The sequence below is a fragment of the Hymenobacter crusticola genome (assembly GCF_002154225.1).
GTDB lineage: Bacteria > Bacteroidota > Bacteroidia > Cytophagales > Hymenobacteraceae > Hymenobacter > Hymenobacter crusticola.
The window spans coordinates 1-16,342 of the sequence record NZ_MTSE01000045.1 but is presented as its reverse complement, the minus strand read 5'-3'; the positions used below and the strand labels follow the sequence as shown (position 1 = coordinate 16,342).

General features: G+C 58.7%; 16 protein-coding genes and 1 pseudogene. 6 read left to right on the top strand and 11 right to left on the bottom strand.

Translation table 11 applies throughout. From position 1 onward, the window contains the following. The 5 genes and pseudogenes from BXP70_RS30420 to BXP70_RS27490 all read left to right on the top strand — a co-directional run. A pseudogene (locus BXP70_RS30420) lies at nucleotides 1-452 on the top strand (hypothetical protein); the annotation flags it as partial. A 55-nt stretch (nucleotides 453-507) separates the two neighbouring features. Further along, nucleotides 508-2,256 (top strand): DUF885 domain-containing protein, encoded by a 1,749-nt coding sequence (locus tag BXP70_RS27505; protein ID WP_086597337.1) that lies wholly within the window; start codon nucleotides 508-510, stop codon nucleotides 2,254-2,256. Nucleotides 2,257-2,826: 570 nt separating this feature from the next. Continuing rightward, nucleotides 2,827-3,396 carry a DUF1572 family protein gene (locus BXP70_RS27500; protein WP_086597336.1) on the top strand — a complete coding sequence of 190 codons (570 nt, stop codon included), beginning with the start codon at nucleotides 2,827-2,829 and terminating at the stop codon, nucleotides 3,394-3,396. Between the two features lie 103 nt (nucleotides 3,397-3,499). Then, nucleotides 3,500-4,042, top strand: a complete 543-nt coding sequence (locus BXP70_RS27495; protein WP_086597335.1) for a GNAT family N-acetyltransferase — start codon at nucleotides 3,500-3,502, stop codon at nucleotides 4,040-4,042. A 214-nt stretch (nucleotides 4,043-4,256) separates the two neighbouring features. After that, nucleotides 4,257-5,060, top strand: a complete 804-nt coding sequence (locus BXP70_RS27490) for an arylamine N-acetyltransferase family protein (protein WP_179197876.1) — start codon at nucleotides 4,257-4,259, stop codon at nucleotides 5,058-5,060. Nucleotides 5,061-5,317: 257 nt separating this feature from the next. Here the strand turns inward: BXP70_RS27490 and BXP70_RS27485 are convergent, their stop codons facing one another. From BXP70_RS27485 to BXP70_RS27450, 8 genes are all read right to left on the bottom strand, one after another. Beyond that, a complete protein-coding gene (locus BXP70_RS27485; protein ID WP_086597333.1) occupies nucleotides 5,318-5,836 on the bottom strand; it encodes a flavodoxin family protein in 519 nt (172 codons plus the stop codon). A 112-nt stretch (nucleotides 5,837-5,948) separates the two neighbouring features. Beyond that, nucleotides 5,949-6,800: a tetratricopeptide repeat protein gene (locus BXP70_RS27480; protein ID WP_086597332.1), complete on the bottom strand. Its 852-nt coding sequence runs from the start codon at nucleotides 6,798-6,800 to the stop codon at nucleotides 5,949-5,951. Beyond that, nucleotides 6,797-7,345, bottom strand: a complete 549-nt coding sequence (locus tag BXP70_RS27475; RefSeq protein ID WP_143436740.1) for a hypothetical protein — start codon at nucleotides 7,343-7,345, stop codon at nucleotides 6,797-6,799. The genes BXP70_RS27480 and BXP70_RS27475 overlap by 4 nt, the downstream gene beginning before the upstream one ends. Before the next feature lie 136 nt (nucleotides 7,346-7,481). Next, the gene (locus tag BXP70_RS27470) at nucleotides 7,482-8,291 is read right to left on the bottom strand and encodes a LytR/AlgR family response regulator transcription factor (protein ID WP_086597330.1); all 810 of its coding nucleotides are present in this window, start codon (nucleotides 8,289-8,291) and stop codon (nucleotides 7,482-7,484) included. Nucleotides 8,292-8,326: 35 nt separating this feature from the next. Next, nucleotides 8,327-9,355 (bottom strand): sensor histidine kinase, encoded by a 1,029-nt coding sequence (locus BXP70_RS27465; protein ID WP_086597329.1) that lies wholly within the window; start codon nucleotides 9,353-9,355, stop codon nucleotides 8,327-8,329. A 26-nt stretch (nucleotides 9,356-9,381) separates the two neighbouring features. After that, the gene (locus tag BXP70_RS27460; protein WP_086597328.1) at nucleotides 9,382-11,748 is read right to left on the bottom strand and encodes an outer membrane beta-barrel family protein; all 2,367 of its coding nucleotides are present in this window, start codon (nucleotides 11,746-11,748) and stop codon (nucleotides 9,382-9,384) included. A 293-nt stretch (nucleotides 11,749-12,041) separates the two neighbouring features. Then, nucleotides 12,042-13,061, bottom strand: a complete 1,020-nt coding sequence (locus BXP70_RS27455) for a hypothetical protein (protein WP_086597327.1) — start codon at nucleotides 13,059-13,061, stop codon at nucleotides 12,042-12,044. Nucleotides 13,062-13,175: 114 nt separating this feature from the next. Then, nucleotides 13,176-13,433, bottom strand: coding sequence for a hypothetical protein (locus tag BXP70_RS27450; RefSeq protein ID WP_086597326.1), 258 nt, complete (start codon nucleotides 13,431-13,433; stop codon nucleotides 13,176-13,178). Nucleotides 13,434-13,955: 522 nt separating this feature from the next. Here BXP70_RS27450 and BXP70_RS29750 point away from each other — a divergent pair. Continuing rightward, complete coding sequence (locus BXP70_RS29750) at nucleotides 13,956-14,159, top strand: hypothetical protein (RefSeq protein ID WP_143436739.1); 204 nt, start codon at nucleotides 13,956-13,958, stop codon at nucleotides 14,157-14,159. Here the strand turns inward: BXP70_RS29750 and BXP70_RS27445 are convergent. The 3 genes from BXP70_RS27445 to BXP70_RS30745 form a co-directional block, all read right to left on the bottom strand. Next, on the bottom strand, nucleotides 14,139-15,113 hold the full coding sequence (locus BXP70_RS27445) for a nucleoside hydrolase (RefSeq protein WP_086597325.1): 975 nt from the start codon (nucleotides 15,111-15,113) through the stop codon (nucleotides 14,139-14,141). The genes BXP70_RS29750 and BXP70_RS27445 overlap by 21 nt on opposite strands. Before the next feature lie 152 nt (nucleotides 15,114-15,265). Continuing rightward, nucleotides 15,266-15,751: a transposase gene (locus BXP70_RS30750; protein WP_245849767.1), complete on the bottom strand. Its 486-nt coding sequence runs from the start codon at nucleotides 15,749-15,751 to the stop codon at nucleotides 15,266-15,268. A 6-nt stretch (nucleotides 15,752-15,757) separates the two neighbouring features. After that, nucleotides 15,758-16,243, bottom strand: a complete 486-nt coding sequence (locus BXP70_RS30745) for an IS110 family transposase (RefSeq protein ID WP_245849766.1) — start codon at nucleotides 16,241-16,243, stop codon at nucleotides 15,758-15,760. Between the last annotated feature and the right edge of the window lie 99 nt (nucleotides 16,244-16,342).

The following is a 16,342-nucleotide window of genomic DNA, read 5'->3' as shown; positions in this document are numbered from 1 at the left end:
CTGCTGGAACAAGGAAAGCAGTCCTTGGTGAGAGGAGGCCAGATCCGCTTCGTTTATCAAACGAAAGCGGTAGTCGTGCCCATCCTGGAGGAACTGAGCGATCGAAGTGCCAATGGTGGGTGTCGTGTCTGGGCAGTTTGATTACCTACGATGGCTGGCGGCACATCAGCAAAAAGCGTCAAGCAGGCGCGACGAAAGTCCTGTATCTCGCCGCGATGGCCTATAATCTGAGGAAGAATTTACGCTTCAACCCGCGGCAGCAAGGCGGTCAAGTCATTACGCTCCCAGCACCTGATCAATTTCGCTGGCTCCTACTCTACTTTTGCAACAGCCACATTGGTTCTCGGACAAAAGCATCACGTCCCGTTTTTCACGAAAGGCGTACTGCTGGCCTTCTTAAGTTGGCGCAACAAACCTTCCGCTATACCTTACCAGCACTGACGATGAGCTAGCAGCTGGTTCGCTTTACTTTCCCCTAAATAGTAGGATAGCCTCTAATCCGCCTCTATGAAATTCTCTGCACTTCTCCCATCGTTGTTCGTAGTTACGAGTGGGCTTCAGGCACAGCAAAAGCCTGTGCAGAAGGACATTGCTGCGGTACTGGCCGAAATGAAGGCGTTTGAGAAGCAGACCTGGCAGCGCGACAGCACTCGCAACCACGTGCTGCGCTCGCAAACCGAAGCCACCTTTTTGACCAAGGGTAAATTTTATAGCCAAGTCGAGACCGAATTAAACGCAATTAATAGGCAAGCCCTCTCATTTGAGGACCAGATTAACCTGGAATTACTGCAGCATCTGGTGCTGGACTCCGTCGCGGAATATCACTTCAAAACGTACTTCAACCCTATTCAAACGGATGTGGGGTTTCACGCACAGCTGGTCACGCTTGGAAGTACCGTTATCCGTTCTACAAAAGACGCGGAACAGTATCTGTTGCAGTTACAGGACGTGCCGCGCTACGTCGAGGAGAACTTGCAGCTGATGCGGCAGGGCATTGCCCTGGGTATTACGCAGCCCCGGGAAGTGCTAAACGGCTACGAAACGAGCTATACCCAGCACCTCGTGGCCACGGCCGAGCAGTCGGCTTTCTGGAAGCCGTTCAGCCAGAAACCTGCTTCGATTGCCGAGCCGGAATGGGCCGCCCTCCAGGCCCGGGCCCGGGAAACAATCCAGCGGGACGTAGTGAGCAGCTACCAGAAAATAAAGACGTTTTTTGACCAGGAATACCTGCCCAAGGCCCGGCCCACGCTGGGCGCCTCGGGTTTCCCTAACGGCCGGGCCTATTACGAGGACCGGGTGCGGCACTTCACCACCACCTCCCTCACCTCGGAGCAGGTGTACCAGCTGGGGCTACAAGAGGTGGCGCGCATCCGTGGCGAGATGGACCAGGTGATACGCGACGTAAAATTTAAGGGCAACTTCCAGGAATTCATCGCCTTTTTGCGCCGCGACCCGCAGTTTCAACCCAAATCCGCCGCTGAATTAGTGAAGGACGCGGCCTTTATCGCCAAGACCGTGGAGGGCAAGCTGCCAGCGCTTTTTGGCAAGCTGCCCCGCCAACCGTTTACGGTGGTGCCGGTGCCCGACTACCTGGCGCCGAATTACACGGGGGGCCGCTATTCGGGGGCACCCATCGGCAGCAAACGGGCCGGTGAGTACTGGGTGAACACCTTTAACCTGCCAAGCCGGACCTTGTATACGCTCGAATCGTTGACCCTGCACGAGGCCGTGCCGGGCCACCACTTGCAAACCGCCCTGGCGCAGGAGCTCACTACGCTACCCGAGTTCCGCAGGACGTTGTACATCAACGCTTTTGGGGAAGGCTGGGGCCTGTACAGCGAATATCTGGGGCACGAGATGGGCTTCTACCAGGACCCGTACAGCCTGTTTGGCCGCCTGACCTATGACATGTGGCGGGCCTGCCGGCTGGTCATTGATGTGGGCATTCACGCGAAAGGCTGGACCCGAGAGCAGGCCGTGACGTATCTGGCGGATCACACGGCGCTGTCGCTGCTGGAAGTAAATACCGAAGTAAACCGCTACATCCTGTGGCCCGGGCAGGCGCTGGCCTACAAAGTGGGCGAGCTGAAAATCAAGGAAATGCGCATTCGGGCCGAAACGGCCTTGAAGGAAGACTTTGACGTGCGCGCCTTTCACGACATGGTGCTGTCCAACGGCTCCGTAACCCTGGCAATCCTGGAAAAGATGACGGACCGCTTTATCAAAGAGCAGCAGCAAAAAGCAAAAAAGAAGTAAGGCTGAGCTACGCCCAGTTGCCAGCACGGGCGAGCACGGCATGGGGCAGCAATAGTGCCCAGCCTGACAGCGCTCGCTGTATAGTCCCAGCGGTGAGACCACTTGTCACATTATTTAAACGAGCGTGGCTGTTGCAGAACCCTATCTGTATTCCGGAGAAGCGATGTTTACCCCCTTGTTTATGGAGCATAGCTTTCATCAACAGGCTTTTTAGCCTGTTTCACTCGTTGGTCCTATCTATCCGATTCACTACTGGGAGTTCTGCAACAGCCACGCCCGTTTATGTAACAGTACGATTTTGAACTCATGGCATGGTCGCTTCAGTGCTCAGCAGGAGCAGTACGGTTCAGGCTGGATGAACAAGCGAAATCATGTGCAGAGATTGGGTTCAGGAAGTCATGAGAATTTGAGCCGTCACGAAGTTCTCAACTTATCCGTTTTTACTAGACCACCTCAAGCTTACAGTCGGCATTTGGACGAAAGCAACCTCTAGTATGCTATCCTTACCCAGGGTAAGTCAGAATCAGAGAACTTCTAGTACATTCCCCCTTCTTTCCCGCAACTCTCGCCATGACCGAAGACTTTATCATCAGCACTAGAAAGCAGTTTGCCTATTACAAACTACTAGGCGATAAAACTTTTGCCCAACTACCCGATGAGGCCTTGTTTTGGCAGTACAATGCAGAGAGTAACAGTATTGCCATCATCGTAAAACATCTATGGGGCAATATGCTCTCGCGGTGGACTGACTTTTTGACTACAGATGGTGAAAAAGAATGGCGGCAGCGGGAAGTGGAATTCGACAACAGCATCCAGTCAAGAGCGGAACTGCTTGACAAGTGGGAAGCGGGCTGGCAGTGTTTGTTCACCACGTTAGAGACGTTGAATCCAGCAACGTGGGGCGCGACCATTTACATCCGCAACCAAGGGCACTCAGTTACGGAAGCTATCAACCGTCAACTGGCGCATTACCCCTACCATGTTGGGCAGATTGTGTTCTTGGGCAAAATGGCGCAGGATAGTCAGTGGGTGTCCTTATCTATTCCCCGGGGCACCTCTCAGGACTACAACGCAAACAAGTTTGCCCAGCCCAAACAGCAGGTGCATTTCACCGACGAATACTTGCTGGGGAAACCATAATAGCCCCACGATCCAGTTATTACTCCTTCGTATTCCTCTCTCGAGGGTAGTAGCTACTCATTCGAGAAGAGAGGTTACTCTTGGAGATCAGCCATTGCTGCCCATGGCCCTATTAGTTGAAACCGAACGTCTCGTTCTCCGTGAACTCCTCGCCGAGGATGCCCTAGGCATGTTCGCTATGGATTCAGACCCCGAAGTTCATCGTTACCTCGGCAATACTCCGTTGGTGAGTCTGACGCAAAGCCAAGAACAGATTACGTTCATCCAGCAGCAATATCGGGAAAACGGTATTGGGCGCTGGGCAGTGATCGACAAGCAGACGGGGCATTTTGTGGGCTGGTCCGGCCTAAAGTGGATAATGGAACCCCTCAACCAGCAGACCCATTTTTACGAGTTGGGCTACCACTTTGCGCGGCCCTATTGGGGCCGTGGGTACGCCACCGAAGCCGCCCAAGCGGTACTACAATATGGATTCGATACACTGGGCCTAATCGCTATGTATAGCCTAGCGGACGGGCAAAACCAAGCGTCCAATCACGTCCTATTGAAGCTGGGCTTCACCTTCGTGGAACGGTTTGACTTCCACGAGAAACCGCATAACTGGTACGAACTACTGCGACCTCAACCGGGAGGGAGGCTATGGTAAGCGGACAGAAGAAGGAATCGGCGTCCTACTTCTATCCGCTTACCATAGCCTCCCTCCCCATTGCCTCCTTCGATCCCCCTCGCTATCTTGGGAGCGCGTGCATTTAGGTGAGTGCCCCCTTCACCAAAAGCTAGCGAGGGTACCCTCTTTTCTCCTAGACCTGAAGCAAGCCTCTGGACGCGGAACGGCTCCCGCAAGGGGGATGGAACTGCCTATGAACACGACGTTGTATGTGCAGCGGCTGGGCTACACCGGCGCCCTGGCCCCCAACGCGTTCACGCTCGGCGACCTACACCAGGCGCACGTCCTAGCCGTGCCGTTTGAAGCCTTGGATGTTCACTTGGGTATTCCCATCACGCTAGCGCTAGACGCGCTCTACCGCAAAATCGTGGCTGGTCGCCGGGGCGGTTTCTGCTACGAGCTTAACGCGCTGTTCTGCCACTTCTTGCAACGGATAGGCTATAGGGCCACAACTATCGCGGCCCGGATCTGCACGCCCAGCGGGTTGGGCCCAGCGTACGACCACATGGCCGTGTGCGTGCAACTCGACACCCACTGGCTGCTCGACGTGGGGTTCGGTGACTTGTTCCGCCGGCCCCTCGAAATTATCCCAGAGGTAATCCAATTCGACGGCTTCCAGTATTTCCGAATCCAGCAGCTAGCGCCGGAAACGTTCCGCCTCTGGATGTCGCCCGACGCCACCACGTTTGAAGAAAAGTACGAGTTCCACACGGCCGCCGTGCCCCTGGACCGGTTTCACGTGCAGTGTGCCCTCAAACAGACCAGCGCCAGTTCCTACTTTGTCCGCAACGTGGTGTGCACCAAACCTACCTTGCAGGGTCGCAAAACACTCTTCAACCACACGCTGACGGTGCGCGAGGGTGAGCAAAAGAGGGTCGTGGTCCTGACCAGTCCAAGCGAGTTGGTGCACGCGCTGGCACATGAATTCGAGGTAGACATTGCTCCGTACCAAGGCCAATTCTCTGCCAAAATTCGATACTTGTCCATTGAGGAATGAAGCAGCTTGGTGTGTACAGAGTATAAACCATCGTGGCGGTGGCAGAATCCTAGCCGCAGTGTGAACGCGGGTTCTCTACGGGGGCGCTCACCAATAAAAAGCGGCGCTACGCCTTGCGTTAGCGGTTCGTATGGCCGGCGGTATCATCCAGCGGATCCATTGGTGGGAGTTCTGCCACCACCACCATCCTTTTAGCTCCTGCATCGACTATGTAGAGCCCAGCGACAGGCTTTAGTAAGTTAGTTTGAACAAGCCATTTACGTAAGGCTTAAGAGCTTATCAGCAAAGACCTGCGCTTCTTCTTGGGGGAAACCTCTCTTGGTAGAACGATATAGACTGGCCACAAAGGGCATATCGAAGTAGGCGGCTGTTTGGTGAAAGGGTACGGTAAAGCCTTCCGGTAAGTCCGGGTCCGCTCCACTAGCCAGCATAAACAGCGGCTTGCCGGCCAGTTGCCGTCCTAAAGGTTTATGACTGGTAAGCAGATCGGTAAAGCGGTCGAAGAAACCTTTCATAGAGCCACTCATGCTGTACCAGTAGACTGGCGTGGCAACTACTAGGGCCGTGTGCTGCACGACCAGGTTTACCAAGGGCAGGAAGCAGTCGGTGGCAGGATACTGCTGCTCATAATTGTACGGTGCTACCGACCAGTCCAGTAGATTCACTAAACGGTGCGGTACCCGGGCCAGCACGTGGTGGACGAATTGTTCGGTATCTCCCCCTCGCCGAGCGCTGGCCAGGACCACTAGGGGGCAGGAAGTTACTAGTGCGGCCATACGTACGATACGACTAGTGTTTTAATTATCCACTGGGAAAGGTACGCCAGCAAAAGAAGGAGGTAGGTTTTATTCCCTCTGGGGCAAGTAGGTACGCTCACCTACCGACTAGCTACTGTAGCGCTACTCTTGCTGGCGGCACGCGTTGTTGAATCGCTTTTCGGAGGGTCTCGATGGCCGGTTGTTCTAGCTGATAGGGATAGTCGTAATAGGCGTTCCAATGACAATACCCCTGCTGATACTGGGTGGCGGCTAGGTCAATACTGCGGGCTGCTGCTGCCCATTGCTGCAGCTGATACAGCGCCCAGGCTTTATAGTAGGCCGCTTCCGAGCACTTCGAATGGCGCTGCGTTAGACTATCCAACTGCTGAATCGCGCTCGGATACTGCTGCAAGGATACGTGCGCGATGGCAGCGTACAAATAGTTGTAGGGATTGACGTAGTAGGGCCCGGACTGGCGGCTTTCGGCAGCACTCGCCTGCCGAAAATACGCAAGGGCCTGGCGGGGCTGCTGAAGCTGTAAATAATTGAGCCCCAGCAGAAAGTAGAGATTCTCACCCCACGCAGCATCGGTGAAGTGAGGGGTAAAGGCGTCATAGCGGCGTAAATCACGAATAGCCCCCGTATAGTCCCGGAGCATATAGAGCCGTACCCAGCCGCGATACCCCAGGTACTCGCGGGGTTGTAAGGCCACGGCTTGATTGAGGTAGTACATGCCCTGGGCATAATCGCCGCGCTTGTTGAACGGGACGGACTTCTCTAAATAGGCTTTGGCTAAGTACGGGTCGAACCAGAGGGCCGCATCCAGCAGGTGCTGGCTCGGCGGGGAGCCTTGCGGCCAGAGGTTCTTGACCGTAAAACACGTCTCCGCCAACCAGTGCCGCACGGGCTTTGCCTGCCAAGAGAGAATGCCGGTTACCCCAACTACTAGCCCCAAGAGGCCATATATACGGCGCGTGTTCATGGGAAGATAGTAACGAGCTGCCCGGCCTGGAGCCGAAAGGAAAGAAACTTATAACTGTCGTACGCATGGTGCTGGTACGTGCCCGGTTGCCAGCGGCCTACACTACGAATCGCCTGGAGTAGGTACTGCGCCACTTCGGGCGGAAAAGCAGTTGGTCGGTAGGCCGTATCTACGGCATACACGCGAAACCGCCCCGTTTCCCCGGTGCAGCTGATCAAAAAACGCACCGTGATCGTGCCCGTGGCGCGGCGGCAGGGAGAATGGGCGGCAAAGGCGGTGCGCAAGCGCTGTTGCAGCGCCGCAGTGCCGAGCGGATACTTTGGATTGACCTGGTAGCTCTGGGCCAGGTGGTGCTCGTCACAGAGCTGGAAGCGCGGGTCGTCTTGCATGGGGTCAAAGGCAATCGCGCCGACGTCGCCGTAACTGGAGTGGCGGTAGGGGGCCGTGTTCTGGCTCTTTGCCGACAAGGCGGCCCCCAGCAGGCCCCCGACGAAGAGCCAGCGCTTGCTGAGCGCCATCGGCGGCCTAGTGAAGCAAGCGCTCATAAGGCAGTTCCTGGCGGGCGGAGCTCACGCGAAAAGAGGCAACGTACTTACTCATGAAAGCAAAGGTACTTTGAGGTGGTCGAGTCTCAGCGCACAGAAACAGGGTGGATAGCTCGTGCGTCAGGACGCCACGGCTTCAGCCTTCCAGCCAGCGACGAAATTCGGACGTTTGGGCCGCGCTGGTGGTCAGGATAACCTCGGTGGCGGAGCGGAGTTTGACGGCTAGGCGATTGTTAAAGTACGGCTCTACCTTTTCTACGCAGGCAATATTGACCAGCTCCGAGCGGTTCAGCCGACCGAAGCACGCCGGATCCAGCTGGCGCTCCAGTTCCGTGAGGGTGCCGGTAAGCGGGTAGCGCGTGCCGGCTGCGTCCACGGCAAACGTCACGCCTTCGTCGGCCTGAAAGTACACGACATTGGCCACCTGGAGCACGTAGATGCCCGTGCGCAGCCGCACCGAAAAGCGCTGCTTGTACTGTGGCTGGGTGGTGTGGCGCAGCGCCTGGCTCAGCTCGCGTAGCACGTCGGGGCTGAGGGCGGTGGGCGGCGCGGGCAGCGTAGGGGTAGGGGCCAAGGCATTAACAAAGCTGCCGCGCAGGAACTGGTACTTATACAGCGCCTCACTGAACTGCTCGTAGCCGAAGGGCTTCAACAGGTAGGCAATGCCATTGCCGCGAAACGCCTGCAGCAGAAACTGGTCGTATGCGGTGGTGAAGATAACGGGGCAGGTAACGCGGAACCGCTCGTAGAGCGTGAACACGTTGCCGTCGAGCAACTCGATATCGGAGAAAACCAAGTCGGGCATGGGGTGCGTGTGCAGCCACGCCAGCGCCTTCTCCACGCTGCGCACAATGGGCGGCGCCTCGCTGGCCAGGCCGGCGCGTTGCAGAAACTGCACCGTTTGGCGCGCGGCCAGCTCTTCGTCTTCGAGAATCAGGATGTTCATGGGCTTTGTGTTAAGTGCTCACCCCAGGCCAAGAGCTAGGCTGCCGACCACGCCGGCGCCGGCCGTAGCACGGGTACCGTTACGGCGAAGGTAGTGGCCGTAGCGGTGACCTGAATTTCCTGGTCGAACAGCAACCGGTACCGCTCGCGCAGGTTGTGCAGGCCGGTGCCGGTGGAGTCGACGGGCGTGAGCTTAGGGCGGCGGTGGTGGCTGACGGTTAAGGTCGCCTTAGTGGCGGCGATGCGGATGACGAGCGGGTCGTCTTCGTCGCCGGCATTGTGCTTGATGGCATTTTCAACCAGCAGCTGCAACGTGCCGGGCAGCACTAGCAACCGGTTCAAGTCGGCGGGTGGGGGCAGCAGCTCCTGTTGGAAGCAATAGGCCGTACCGAAACGGTGGCGCAGCAGGTAGATGTACTCGTTCATGAACTGTAACTCCTCAGCCAGCGTCACCACATCCTCATCCTTATGGCGAATCAGAAAGCGGTAGAGCGCGGCGAAACGGTTTACGTATTCATTGGCCTCGTGCGGGTCGTGCTGAATCAGGCCGCGCAACACGTTGAGGTTGTTGAAGAGAAAGTGTGGGTCGAGTTGCGCCTTCAGGTGGCGCAGCTCGCTTTCGGTCTGGGCTTTCTGGGTAAGCAATAGGCGCTGCTGAAGGTCGAAATACCGCTTGCCGGCCATCAGAATGCCCAGCATGCCGTAGCTCTGCGTGTGGCGCATCACGGCGTAAAGCAAGCCTTGGGCAGCCCAGTGAAAGGGGGTGGTGCTAAAGATCTGCCAGTAGCCTAGTTGGTACAGCTGCGCGTCGAGCAGCACGAAGCCAATTAACGCCCCGAAGATGAGGGCGGGATTCCAGCGCGCCAACGCTAGGGGCAGGAAGCAGAACACGAGCAGGTACACGGCGGCCGTATCGAGCACGATGGTATAGCTGATGCCGAAGAACGCCTTCGGCAAGCCGTAACGCTGGTAGTAACTGAACCCGATGATGGGCGCGGCCAGCAACCAGTACAGCAACAGCAGGAGCAAGTCGGAGCGGCTGGGGCGTTGAAATTGCAGGGGCATGGCGGGTGGGAGTGAAACCCAAGTTGCTACTCTTTCTCTGATTTTACGCGGCCGCGCTCTTCTTCCAGACTTGTCGTGCGCTTGCGGGCGGCTTTGAGCTGCTGGTTGCCGAGCTGGTAGCTGAAGCTTAAGCGTGCCTGCCGCGACTCGCCGTACGTCAGGAAGCGGGCGTCCAGCTCCTGGTAGCGGATAGTGCCGCGCTGCTTGTTGCTAAAGAAGACGTCGTTCACGGTCAAGCGCAGGGTGGCGCGTTCCTGCAGCAGGCTGCGCTGCACGCCCAGGTTCAGCACGCCGAACGAGCGGAAGTTGATCAGGCCGTTGAGGCCAGCCGTTTGGTAATAGCCCGACGCTTCGAACTTGAACTGCTGCGGCAACTGCACGTTGACCTGGCCGTAGAACGTGGCCGCGGTGCGGCCATTGCGGTAGGTGCTGCCCAGGTATTGGCTCACGTATTCGTTGTAGAACACGTTCACGCCGGCGTAGCCCGTCAGCAGCTTGCCAAAATTCAGCGGGGCATTGAAGGTGGCGCTGTAGCGGCGGAGGTGGTCCAGGTTTTCGGTGGTCGAGTACAGGGCGTTGTCCTCGGTGGCCGTCACGAGGCTGATGACGTCGCGGGTGCGGCTGTAGCCGAGCACCACGAACGGCTGCTTGTTGTAGGTCAAGGCCGCTTTGTAGTTGTTGGTGAACTGCGGCTTTAAGAAGGAGTTGCCCCGTTGCGAGGTGTAGGGGTCGAGATACACGATGCTGGGGTTCAAATCCTGATAGCTGGGGCGGTCGATGCGGCGGCTGTAGACCAAGTTCAGGCCCATAGACTTGTACACGGGCTTATCGACGCTGAGGGTAGGAAACAGCTGCCCGTAACGGCGGTCCACCTCCTGGCCAGTATTGAGCAGGCGGGCGGTGCTGTGCGTGAGCTCACCGCGCAGGCCGGCCTGCCAGCTGACACCCAAGTGCTGCCCCTCGGCCTGCGCGTAGCCGGCCTGAATGGCTTCCTGGTAGCGGAAATCGTCGTGGCGCTCGGTGCGGCCGCCGCTCAAATCTACGGTGCTGCCGATAGTGGCTTGGCTGGCTTTGGTACCGAAGCTGAGCTTGAGGGTGGGACGCACGGGCCAGCGGTAATCCACGCGGGCCGAGGCCAGGTCGATACCGGTGCGCTGGTTGTTACGCAGGTTTTCGGGTTGGGTCTGGCCGTTGGCCACGTAGGTATTGGCCAGCCGCCCGAAGCTACCCGACTCGAAGCGCGAGTAGTCGACGTCAGCGGTCAGCTCGCGGCCCAGCGAGTCGAGCTGCAGCTTGTAGTTGAAGTTGGCGGCGTAGGTATCGGTGCGGCGGCGGGTGCGGTTCCGGGTTTCCACGCGGGTGCCGGTGGCGGCCGTGGTGCCGTTTTGGCCCCGCAAGTCGGTGCTGTTTGTGTAGCCATTCACGAGCACGCCCAAGGTCTGGCGCTTGGTCAGAAAATAATCTGCGCCCACGCGGAGGGTGTGCCCATCGGCCGTGCGCGGCTGGTAGCTCTGCTGGCGGAAACGCGCATCCGCTTCGGCGGAAGCGCGCTCAGTGTTGAGCTGGGTGTACGTTTTGCGCCAGGAGTAGCCGTAGCTGCCGAACAGGTTCAGCTGCTGGCGGCGGTGGTTGAGGTCGAGGCCGGCGGTGGCCTTGCCGAAGCGGCCATAGCCGGCGCTGCCCGTCAGCGTGCCGTTGGTGCCTAGATCCACGTTTTTCTTCAGGATGATGTTGATGATGCCCGCGTTGCCGGCGGCCTCGTAGCTGGCGTCGGGCTGGGTCATCACCTCGATGCGCTCAATGTTGTTGCTCGGGAAGTCCTTGAGCACGGCCACCACGTCGGTGTAGCGCGTGGTGCGTCCGTCGAGTAGAATAATCACGCCCTCGCGGCCGGCAATGCTCAGCCGGTCGTTCATCACCACCAGGCCGGGCACGCGCTCCAGCGCTTCCAGCGCCGTCGCGCCCGCGGTCAGGCTGCCCGCCACGTTCACAATCGTCTTGCCCGCTTGCATCTCCAGTAGCGGCTTGCGGCCCACCACTTCCACACCCTGCAGCTGCTGCGCCGACAAGGCAAGCCGGATAGCCGGCAGTGTTACGCTACGCTGGCCAACAGGCAACTCAAACGGCGCCGAGCGGTGCGTTTGGTAACCCACCAGGCTCACAGTCATAAAGTAACGCCCGCTGGCTACGCCCCCAAAACGGTAGCCGCCATCCGGCGCCGACTGCGCTACTTGCAGCTGGGTGGTGTCCTGCACCGGGCGTAGCAGCACCGTGGCGAAGGGGAGGGGTTGCTGCTGCTCCTGGAGCAAGCGGCCCGACACGGTACCCGTCGTCTGGGCGAAGGCCAGCACGGTTGGGGCAGAAGCGAGGCACAGCGTAAGAAGGACTTTCATAAGGGCGTCGGGGTAAGAAGACGCTACAAAGCAAGCGTACCGGCTAGGCCAAGCCTCACAGATTCTAATGAAGTCGGGGAAAAGCGGGATGAACCGTGGGAAAAGGCGGGCAGGTTTTATCGCCGTCCACCTCCCGTACGGACCCTACCTCTGACAGCTTCGCCACGGAAAAGCTCAACCAAGAGAAATAATAGGGGATGAATGCGGGCAACAATCAGAAAAGGCCCAGGGTAAGAGCACCGGATAAGCCTAGGAAAAGGGGGGCGATAGGGATTGGCCCCTAAGCGTAGCAGCTAGGAGAGCTCAATGGCTTGGATAAAGCGGTGGGGGTGGTCCACGTACAGGGCCACGCGGCGGGCCGTGCGCTGGATGCCATACGCCCCGTGCACCGTCACCGGCTGGGCAAAGGTGAGCAGCAGGTTGGGTGAGGTGAACAGGAGCTTGGTAAGCGGTAACAGGTCCGCCGCAGGCGCGGGATGGTCGCGTAGGGGCTCGATGGCCACCAAGTCACTCAACGGCACTTCTAGCTGCCAGACGAAGCCCACGTGCAGCTGCAGCGTAGCCGCGCTTACCAGTGTCGGCCGCAGCCGTACCGCATGAATGTGGGCTAGGAGCACGACCAGCGTGTAGCACTCCAACAACAAGAGCCACCCCGCAACCGCGGTACTCCACTGCCTGACGAGCAGATGCACGACCGCCGTTTCTATGGCTAAGGCCACCCCGACCATCACAGCATAGGCGGTGAAGCCGGACTCGCGATGGCTACTGAAGGCCGTGGCCTCTTCTGCAGGAAGTTCTGGCCGCGCCCACCAGCCTAGCAGCGCATAGCGCAGCATCAGTAGTTCTGAGACGAGCAATACGCCCGCCAGGCCTAGAGTGTGTTGCAGGGCGAGCTGGGCACAGGGCCAGAACTGCGGCTGCTGCGCATAGGCGGCTCGATAAGCGCGTACGAGCTGCCGCGCCCTGGCTACGAGGAGCAGCAGGGTGATGCTTTCTAAGAGGGCCGGCAGGTAATGCAAGATCTGTAAGGGCGCTTGTTGGGCAACCGGCAATAACCAATAGACCAGCGCCCAGCAAATGCCCACGACGCCCACCAGGCTGCTCAGGGGCAGGTGATAGCGCCGCAGGATCAGCGCATAGAACAAGACCGGGATTCCTACCAACACGTCCAGGGTGACGGCTACCGGGAGCAGGACTTGCTGGGGAAAACGGGCGGACGTGGTGATCGTATACTCGACGCCCAGCACGAGCAGGATCAGCGCCGCGAACCAGAGCGCGGGCCGATAAGGAGTAAGGGAAGGAGTAACCGTCATGGACAAGCGGTAAGAGAGATGCCACTCAAACGTACGACGGTCGGAGCATTGGTCCCTACCCTACCGAACCACCGGTTTTAATTCGTGAACGGGTGCTCGGAGGGGACTCCGTCCTTATTTGGGGGCCTTGTCCTGGTGGCGTATTGCGGCCTGCAGGCGCTGGCGGGCGTCGGAGGCCCGGTACCCCACTACCAGTGCCAGCCCCAGCAACCCGAAGGTCAGTAGGCCCCCGTGGTGGGTCGCCGACCACACCGCCACGCCCACGGCCACGCCGATGAGTAACGCTGTGGTCGTTTTCTGCGCGTTCAGTTTCTGCTCTTCCAACGCCAATTCCTGCCGGCTCATAGTGGCATAATCTCTCGTAGTAAACATAACAAGCACAGGGGGGTAAGAAGAAAGGTTCCCTGCAATATAGAGCGCCCTTTCTCAAATTGCTAGCAGTTGTTCCGCACCAGGTACCAGCAGGCCGCTGCAGCGCCGGGCGAGTTTACGCAACTCGTCTACAATTCATGCCGAGGGGATGAGTTTCGTAGACGCACAAAAGGGTGCCTCATCCCAGCAAAGTATCACGCCGGCTGCGCCCGGGAGGAAGGCCGATAACTGCACGGATTCCGGGAAGTGTCCGAGAAGCGACGTGGCTGTTGCAGAACTCGGCGCGACGATTTAAAAGAGACCACGATGGTTCCAACTAGGCTAGAAAAGCTAGCAAATAGGCATTTTACTCCTACTTGGCACCTCACTTACGCTGTTGTCGAGCCAGCCAGAGAGTTCTGCAACAGCCACCGCACCTTTCTGCACTACTAGCTGGAGCGCGTGTTGGCTGCTAGCGGCGGCTACGTCAGGCCTAGCTCGTTACTTACTAAGGTCTCCGCCAGCCGCTACTAGTACCTGACCATGCCCTTGCTACCCTCCTGCGGCTTACCCGCTCTCACGCCTCCCAAAGCTCCTCGGCTAGCACCGCAGCCGCGCGCTACCAACCGCTGGCTGGGCCGCCTGAGTCTGCTCCTGCTGGGCGTCTGCCGACAGCAGTCGACGCCAGCCGCCCAGCCATGCGTGATTGTCGCCGACACGGAAGGCTCACAGATTGCGTTTCATTAACTCTTCCCGCAAGCGGCTCACTACCGCGCTACCCTGCACCCCGACGGCAATCTTGACGTCCGGACGGCCGTGCCAGGGCCGCAGGGCAGGGCGTTGCAGCTGCTCGGGGCCGCCGGGGGCCGGCCAGGTCTTGCCCCGGCCGATGCCCATGGACGTATCGACGCGCACCGGATGGTGAACGAAGCGGAACAGCTCTGGCGCAATCAAGTAAACCAGGGGAGTCGCGTCGTGGACGTAGATGCCGTCAATCTGGCGCACGCGCTCGCAAAAGCGGCGGTAGAACGGCACCATTTGGCCCACGTAGGCGCTGAGCGGGCCGGTGAGGCGGGCCAGCTCGTCCAGCACCGCGCCGGGCATATTGACCTGCTGCGTCACGTCGAGTCCAAACAGCGTAACAGGCCAACCTGCTCCTAGTACCACGTCCGCCGCGTCGGGGTCGGACAACACGTTGGCTTCCGCCGCGGGGGTCGCATTGCCCGCGCAAAAGGCATTGCCGCCCATCATAACGACTTCGGCCACTTCGTGCACCAGACTGGGCCGTAAGCGCAGGGCATGCGCCAGGTTGGTGAGCGGGCCCATGGCGACGAGCGTGACTTGCCCGGGGTGGCGGCCGACCACCTCGGCCAGCAGCTCGGCCGCAGGCTGAGCGACGGCCTGCGTAGGCGCTGGGGGATAGTTGGTGTTGCCCTGCCCGTCGTCGCCGTGTACAAAGGGGGCGCCCCCGTCGAACTCCCCAGCCAAGGGGTGGGCGGCGCCTTGGGCCACGGGAATGTCGGCGCGGCCAGCCAGCTGCAGCAGCCGCAGCGCGTTAGTGGTAGCCAGTTCCACGGCCACGTTGCCGAATACGGTGGTCAGCGCCCGCACGTCGAACTGGGGCAGGCCCAAGGCAAACTGAAGGGCCATGGCGTCGTCCACGCCGGGGTCGGTGTCAATAAGGAGTAGGCGCTTGTCCATGGAAAGTAGAAAGTATCGTTCTATAAAAGTAGGCTGTAGTGTTACTACTTGTTGGTGCGCTTCCGTTGGGCAATCTATATACCCTTGTCGAAGGAAGCCAATCCAACGTGTTTGCAGCTCTGGTAGCTTCTATCTAGCAGTATGAACTATGTTCAAAAGCAAGGCTTAGTGCGTGAAATAGGTTGGTAGTCGGGATCAAAATCCTGCTGGTAGGTTACGACGGCAAAAGCTTGGCGCAGCAGCTTGTTGACTACCGCCATCAGCGCCACTTTCGAGGCTTTACCGGCCGCTTTCAGGCGTTGATACAGGAGCTGACAAGGCTTGTTGTAGCGGATCGCGGCCCAGGAAGCGACGTAGAGCAAGGCGCGTAGCTGTGGATCGCCGGTCTTGCAGATTCCCTTGGTCAGCTGCGTCTTGCCCGACTGATAGACGACCGGGACCACTCCGATGTATTTAGCTAGCGCTTTGGCGGAATGAAATTGACGGAAGCCGCCGGTAACTTCAAGTAGGGCGGTGGCAATGGTGGTGGAGATGCCGCGGATGGAAGTCAGCCGCCGCAACTGGTCCGGAAAGTGCTGCATCAATTCCTCAATTTCGCTTATTGCCTCGCTAATGCCTTGCTGCAGGTGGACCAGCATCTGCTGTCAGCTGCTTTGCACTCGTTCATCTCTTACCGGTAGGGATGAGAAAGAATGCAGCAGATTGGCCAGTGCCCGCTGCTGCTGCTTGTACTGACGCAACAGCGTACGTTTTTGTTTGAGCCGCAGCAAGGTTTCGCTCTCCATGGTATACAGCGGCGGTTGCACCAGTTGGCCGTAGCGGGCCAGCAGCACGGCATCGCTCTCATCCGTCTTGGTTATCGAAAGCTGCAACTTGGCGAAATGGTGGCTTTGTTTGGGAGTGATGACAGACACCGCTACTTGCGCCTGGCACAGCAGGTAGGTGAGCCGTACCGAGTACGAGCCCGTAACTTCGAGCACTACATGCGACTGGGAGGGCAACGAGCTGATCAACTTGCGAATGCCTTCCGGCGTATTGCGAATGTTGCGCAGCTTCCAGGAGCCCTCTGAGGTGGGCAAAGCGACCGCCAAGGTGTCTTTGGAGACATCAATACCAACGTAAGTTTTCATCACACATGAGGGAAAGAAAACGGGTGGAAGGAAGGGATGAGCGGTTCATTTTGGTAGCATAACCTACGACACGCGGGGTTGGCCAGTTGAACTATTCAG

What these genes read in the sequence shown, in the direction of transcription:
- BXP70_RS27505 (WP_086597337.1), top strand. Translation starts at nt 508, where the DNA reads ATGAAATTCTCTGCACTTCTCCCATCGTTGTTCGTAGTTACGAGTGGG.
- BXP70_RS27500 (WP_086597336.1), top strand. Translation starts at nt 2,827, where the DNA reads ATGACCGAAGACTTTATCATCAGCACTAGAAAGCAGTTTGCCTATTAC.
- BXP70_RS27495 (WP_086597335.1), top strand. Translation starts at nt 3,500, where the DNA reads ATGGCCCTATTAGTTGAAACCGAACGTCTCGTTCTCCGTGAACTCCTC.
- BXP70_RS27490 (WP_179197876.1), top strand. Translation starts at nt 4,257, where the DNA reads ATGAACACGACGTTGTATGTGCAGCGGCTGGGCTACACCGGCGCCCTG.
- BXP70_RS27485 (WP_086597333.1), bottom strand. Translation starts at nt 5,836, where the DNA reads ATGGCCGCACTAGTAACTTCCTGCCCCCTAGTGGTCCTGGCCAGCGCT.
- BXP70_RS27480 (WP_086597332.1), bottom strand. Translation starts at nt 6,800, where the DNA reads ATGAACACGCGCCGTATATATGGCCTCTTGGGGCTAGTAGTTGGGGTA.
- BXP70_RS27475 (WP_143436740.1), bottom strand. Translation starts at nt 7,345, where the DNA reads ATGAGCGCTTGCTTCACTAGGCCGCCGATGGCGCTCAGCAAGCGCTGG.
- BXP70_RS27470 (WP_086597330.1), bottom strand. Translation starts at nt 8,291, where the DNA reads ATGAACATCCTGATTCTCGAAGACGAAGAGCTGGCCGCGCGCCAAACG.
- BXP70_RS27465 (WP_086597329.1), bottom strand. Translation starts at nt 9,355, where the DNA reads ATGCCCCTGCAATTTCAACGCCCCAGCCGCTCCGACTTGCTCCTGCTG.
- BXP70_RS27460 (WP_086597328.1), bottom strand. Translation starts at nt 11,748, where the DNA reads ATGAAAGTCCTTCTTACGCTGTGCCTCGCTTCTGCCCCAACCGTGCTG.
- BXP70_RS27455 (WP_086597327.1), bottom strand. Translation starts at nt 13,061, where the DNA reads ATGACGGTTACTCCTTCCCTTACTCCTTATCGGCCCGCGCTCTGGTTC.
- BXP70_RS27450 (WP_086597326.1), bottom strand. Translation starts at nt 13,433, where the DNA reads ATGTTTACTACGAGAGATTATGCCACTATGAGCCGGCAGGAATTGGCG.
- BXP70_RS29750 (WP_143436739.1), top strand. Translation starts at nt 13,956, where the DNA reads ATGCCCTTGCTACCCTCCTGCGGCTTACCCGCTCTCACGCCTCCCAAA.
- BXP70_RS27445 (WP_086597325.1), bottom strand. Translation starts at nt 15,113, where the DNA reads ATGGACAAGCGCCTACTCCTTATTGACACCGACCCCGGCGTGGACGAC.
- BXP70_RS30750 (WP_245849767.1), bottom strand. Translation starts at nt 15,751, where the DNA reads ATGCTGGTCCACCTGCAGCAAGGCATTAGCGAGGCAATAAGCGAAATT.
- BXP70_RS30745 (WP_245849766.1), bottom strand. Translation starts at nt 16,243, where the DNA reads ATGAAAACTTACGTTGGTATTGATGTCTCCAAAGACACCTTGGCGGTC.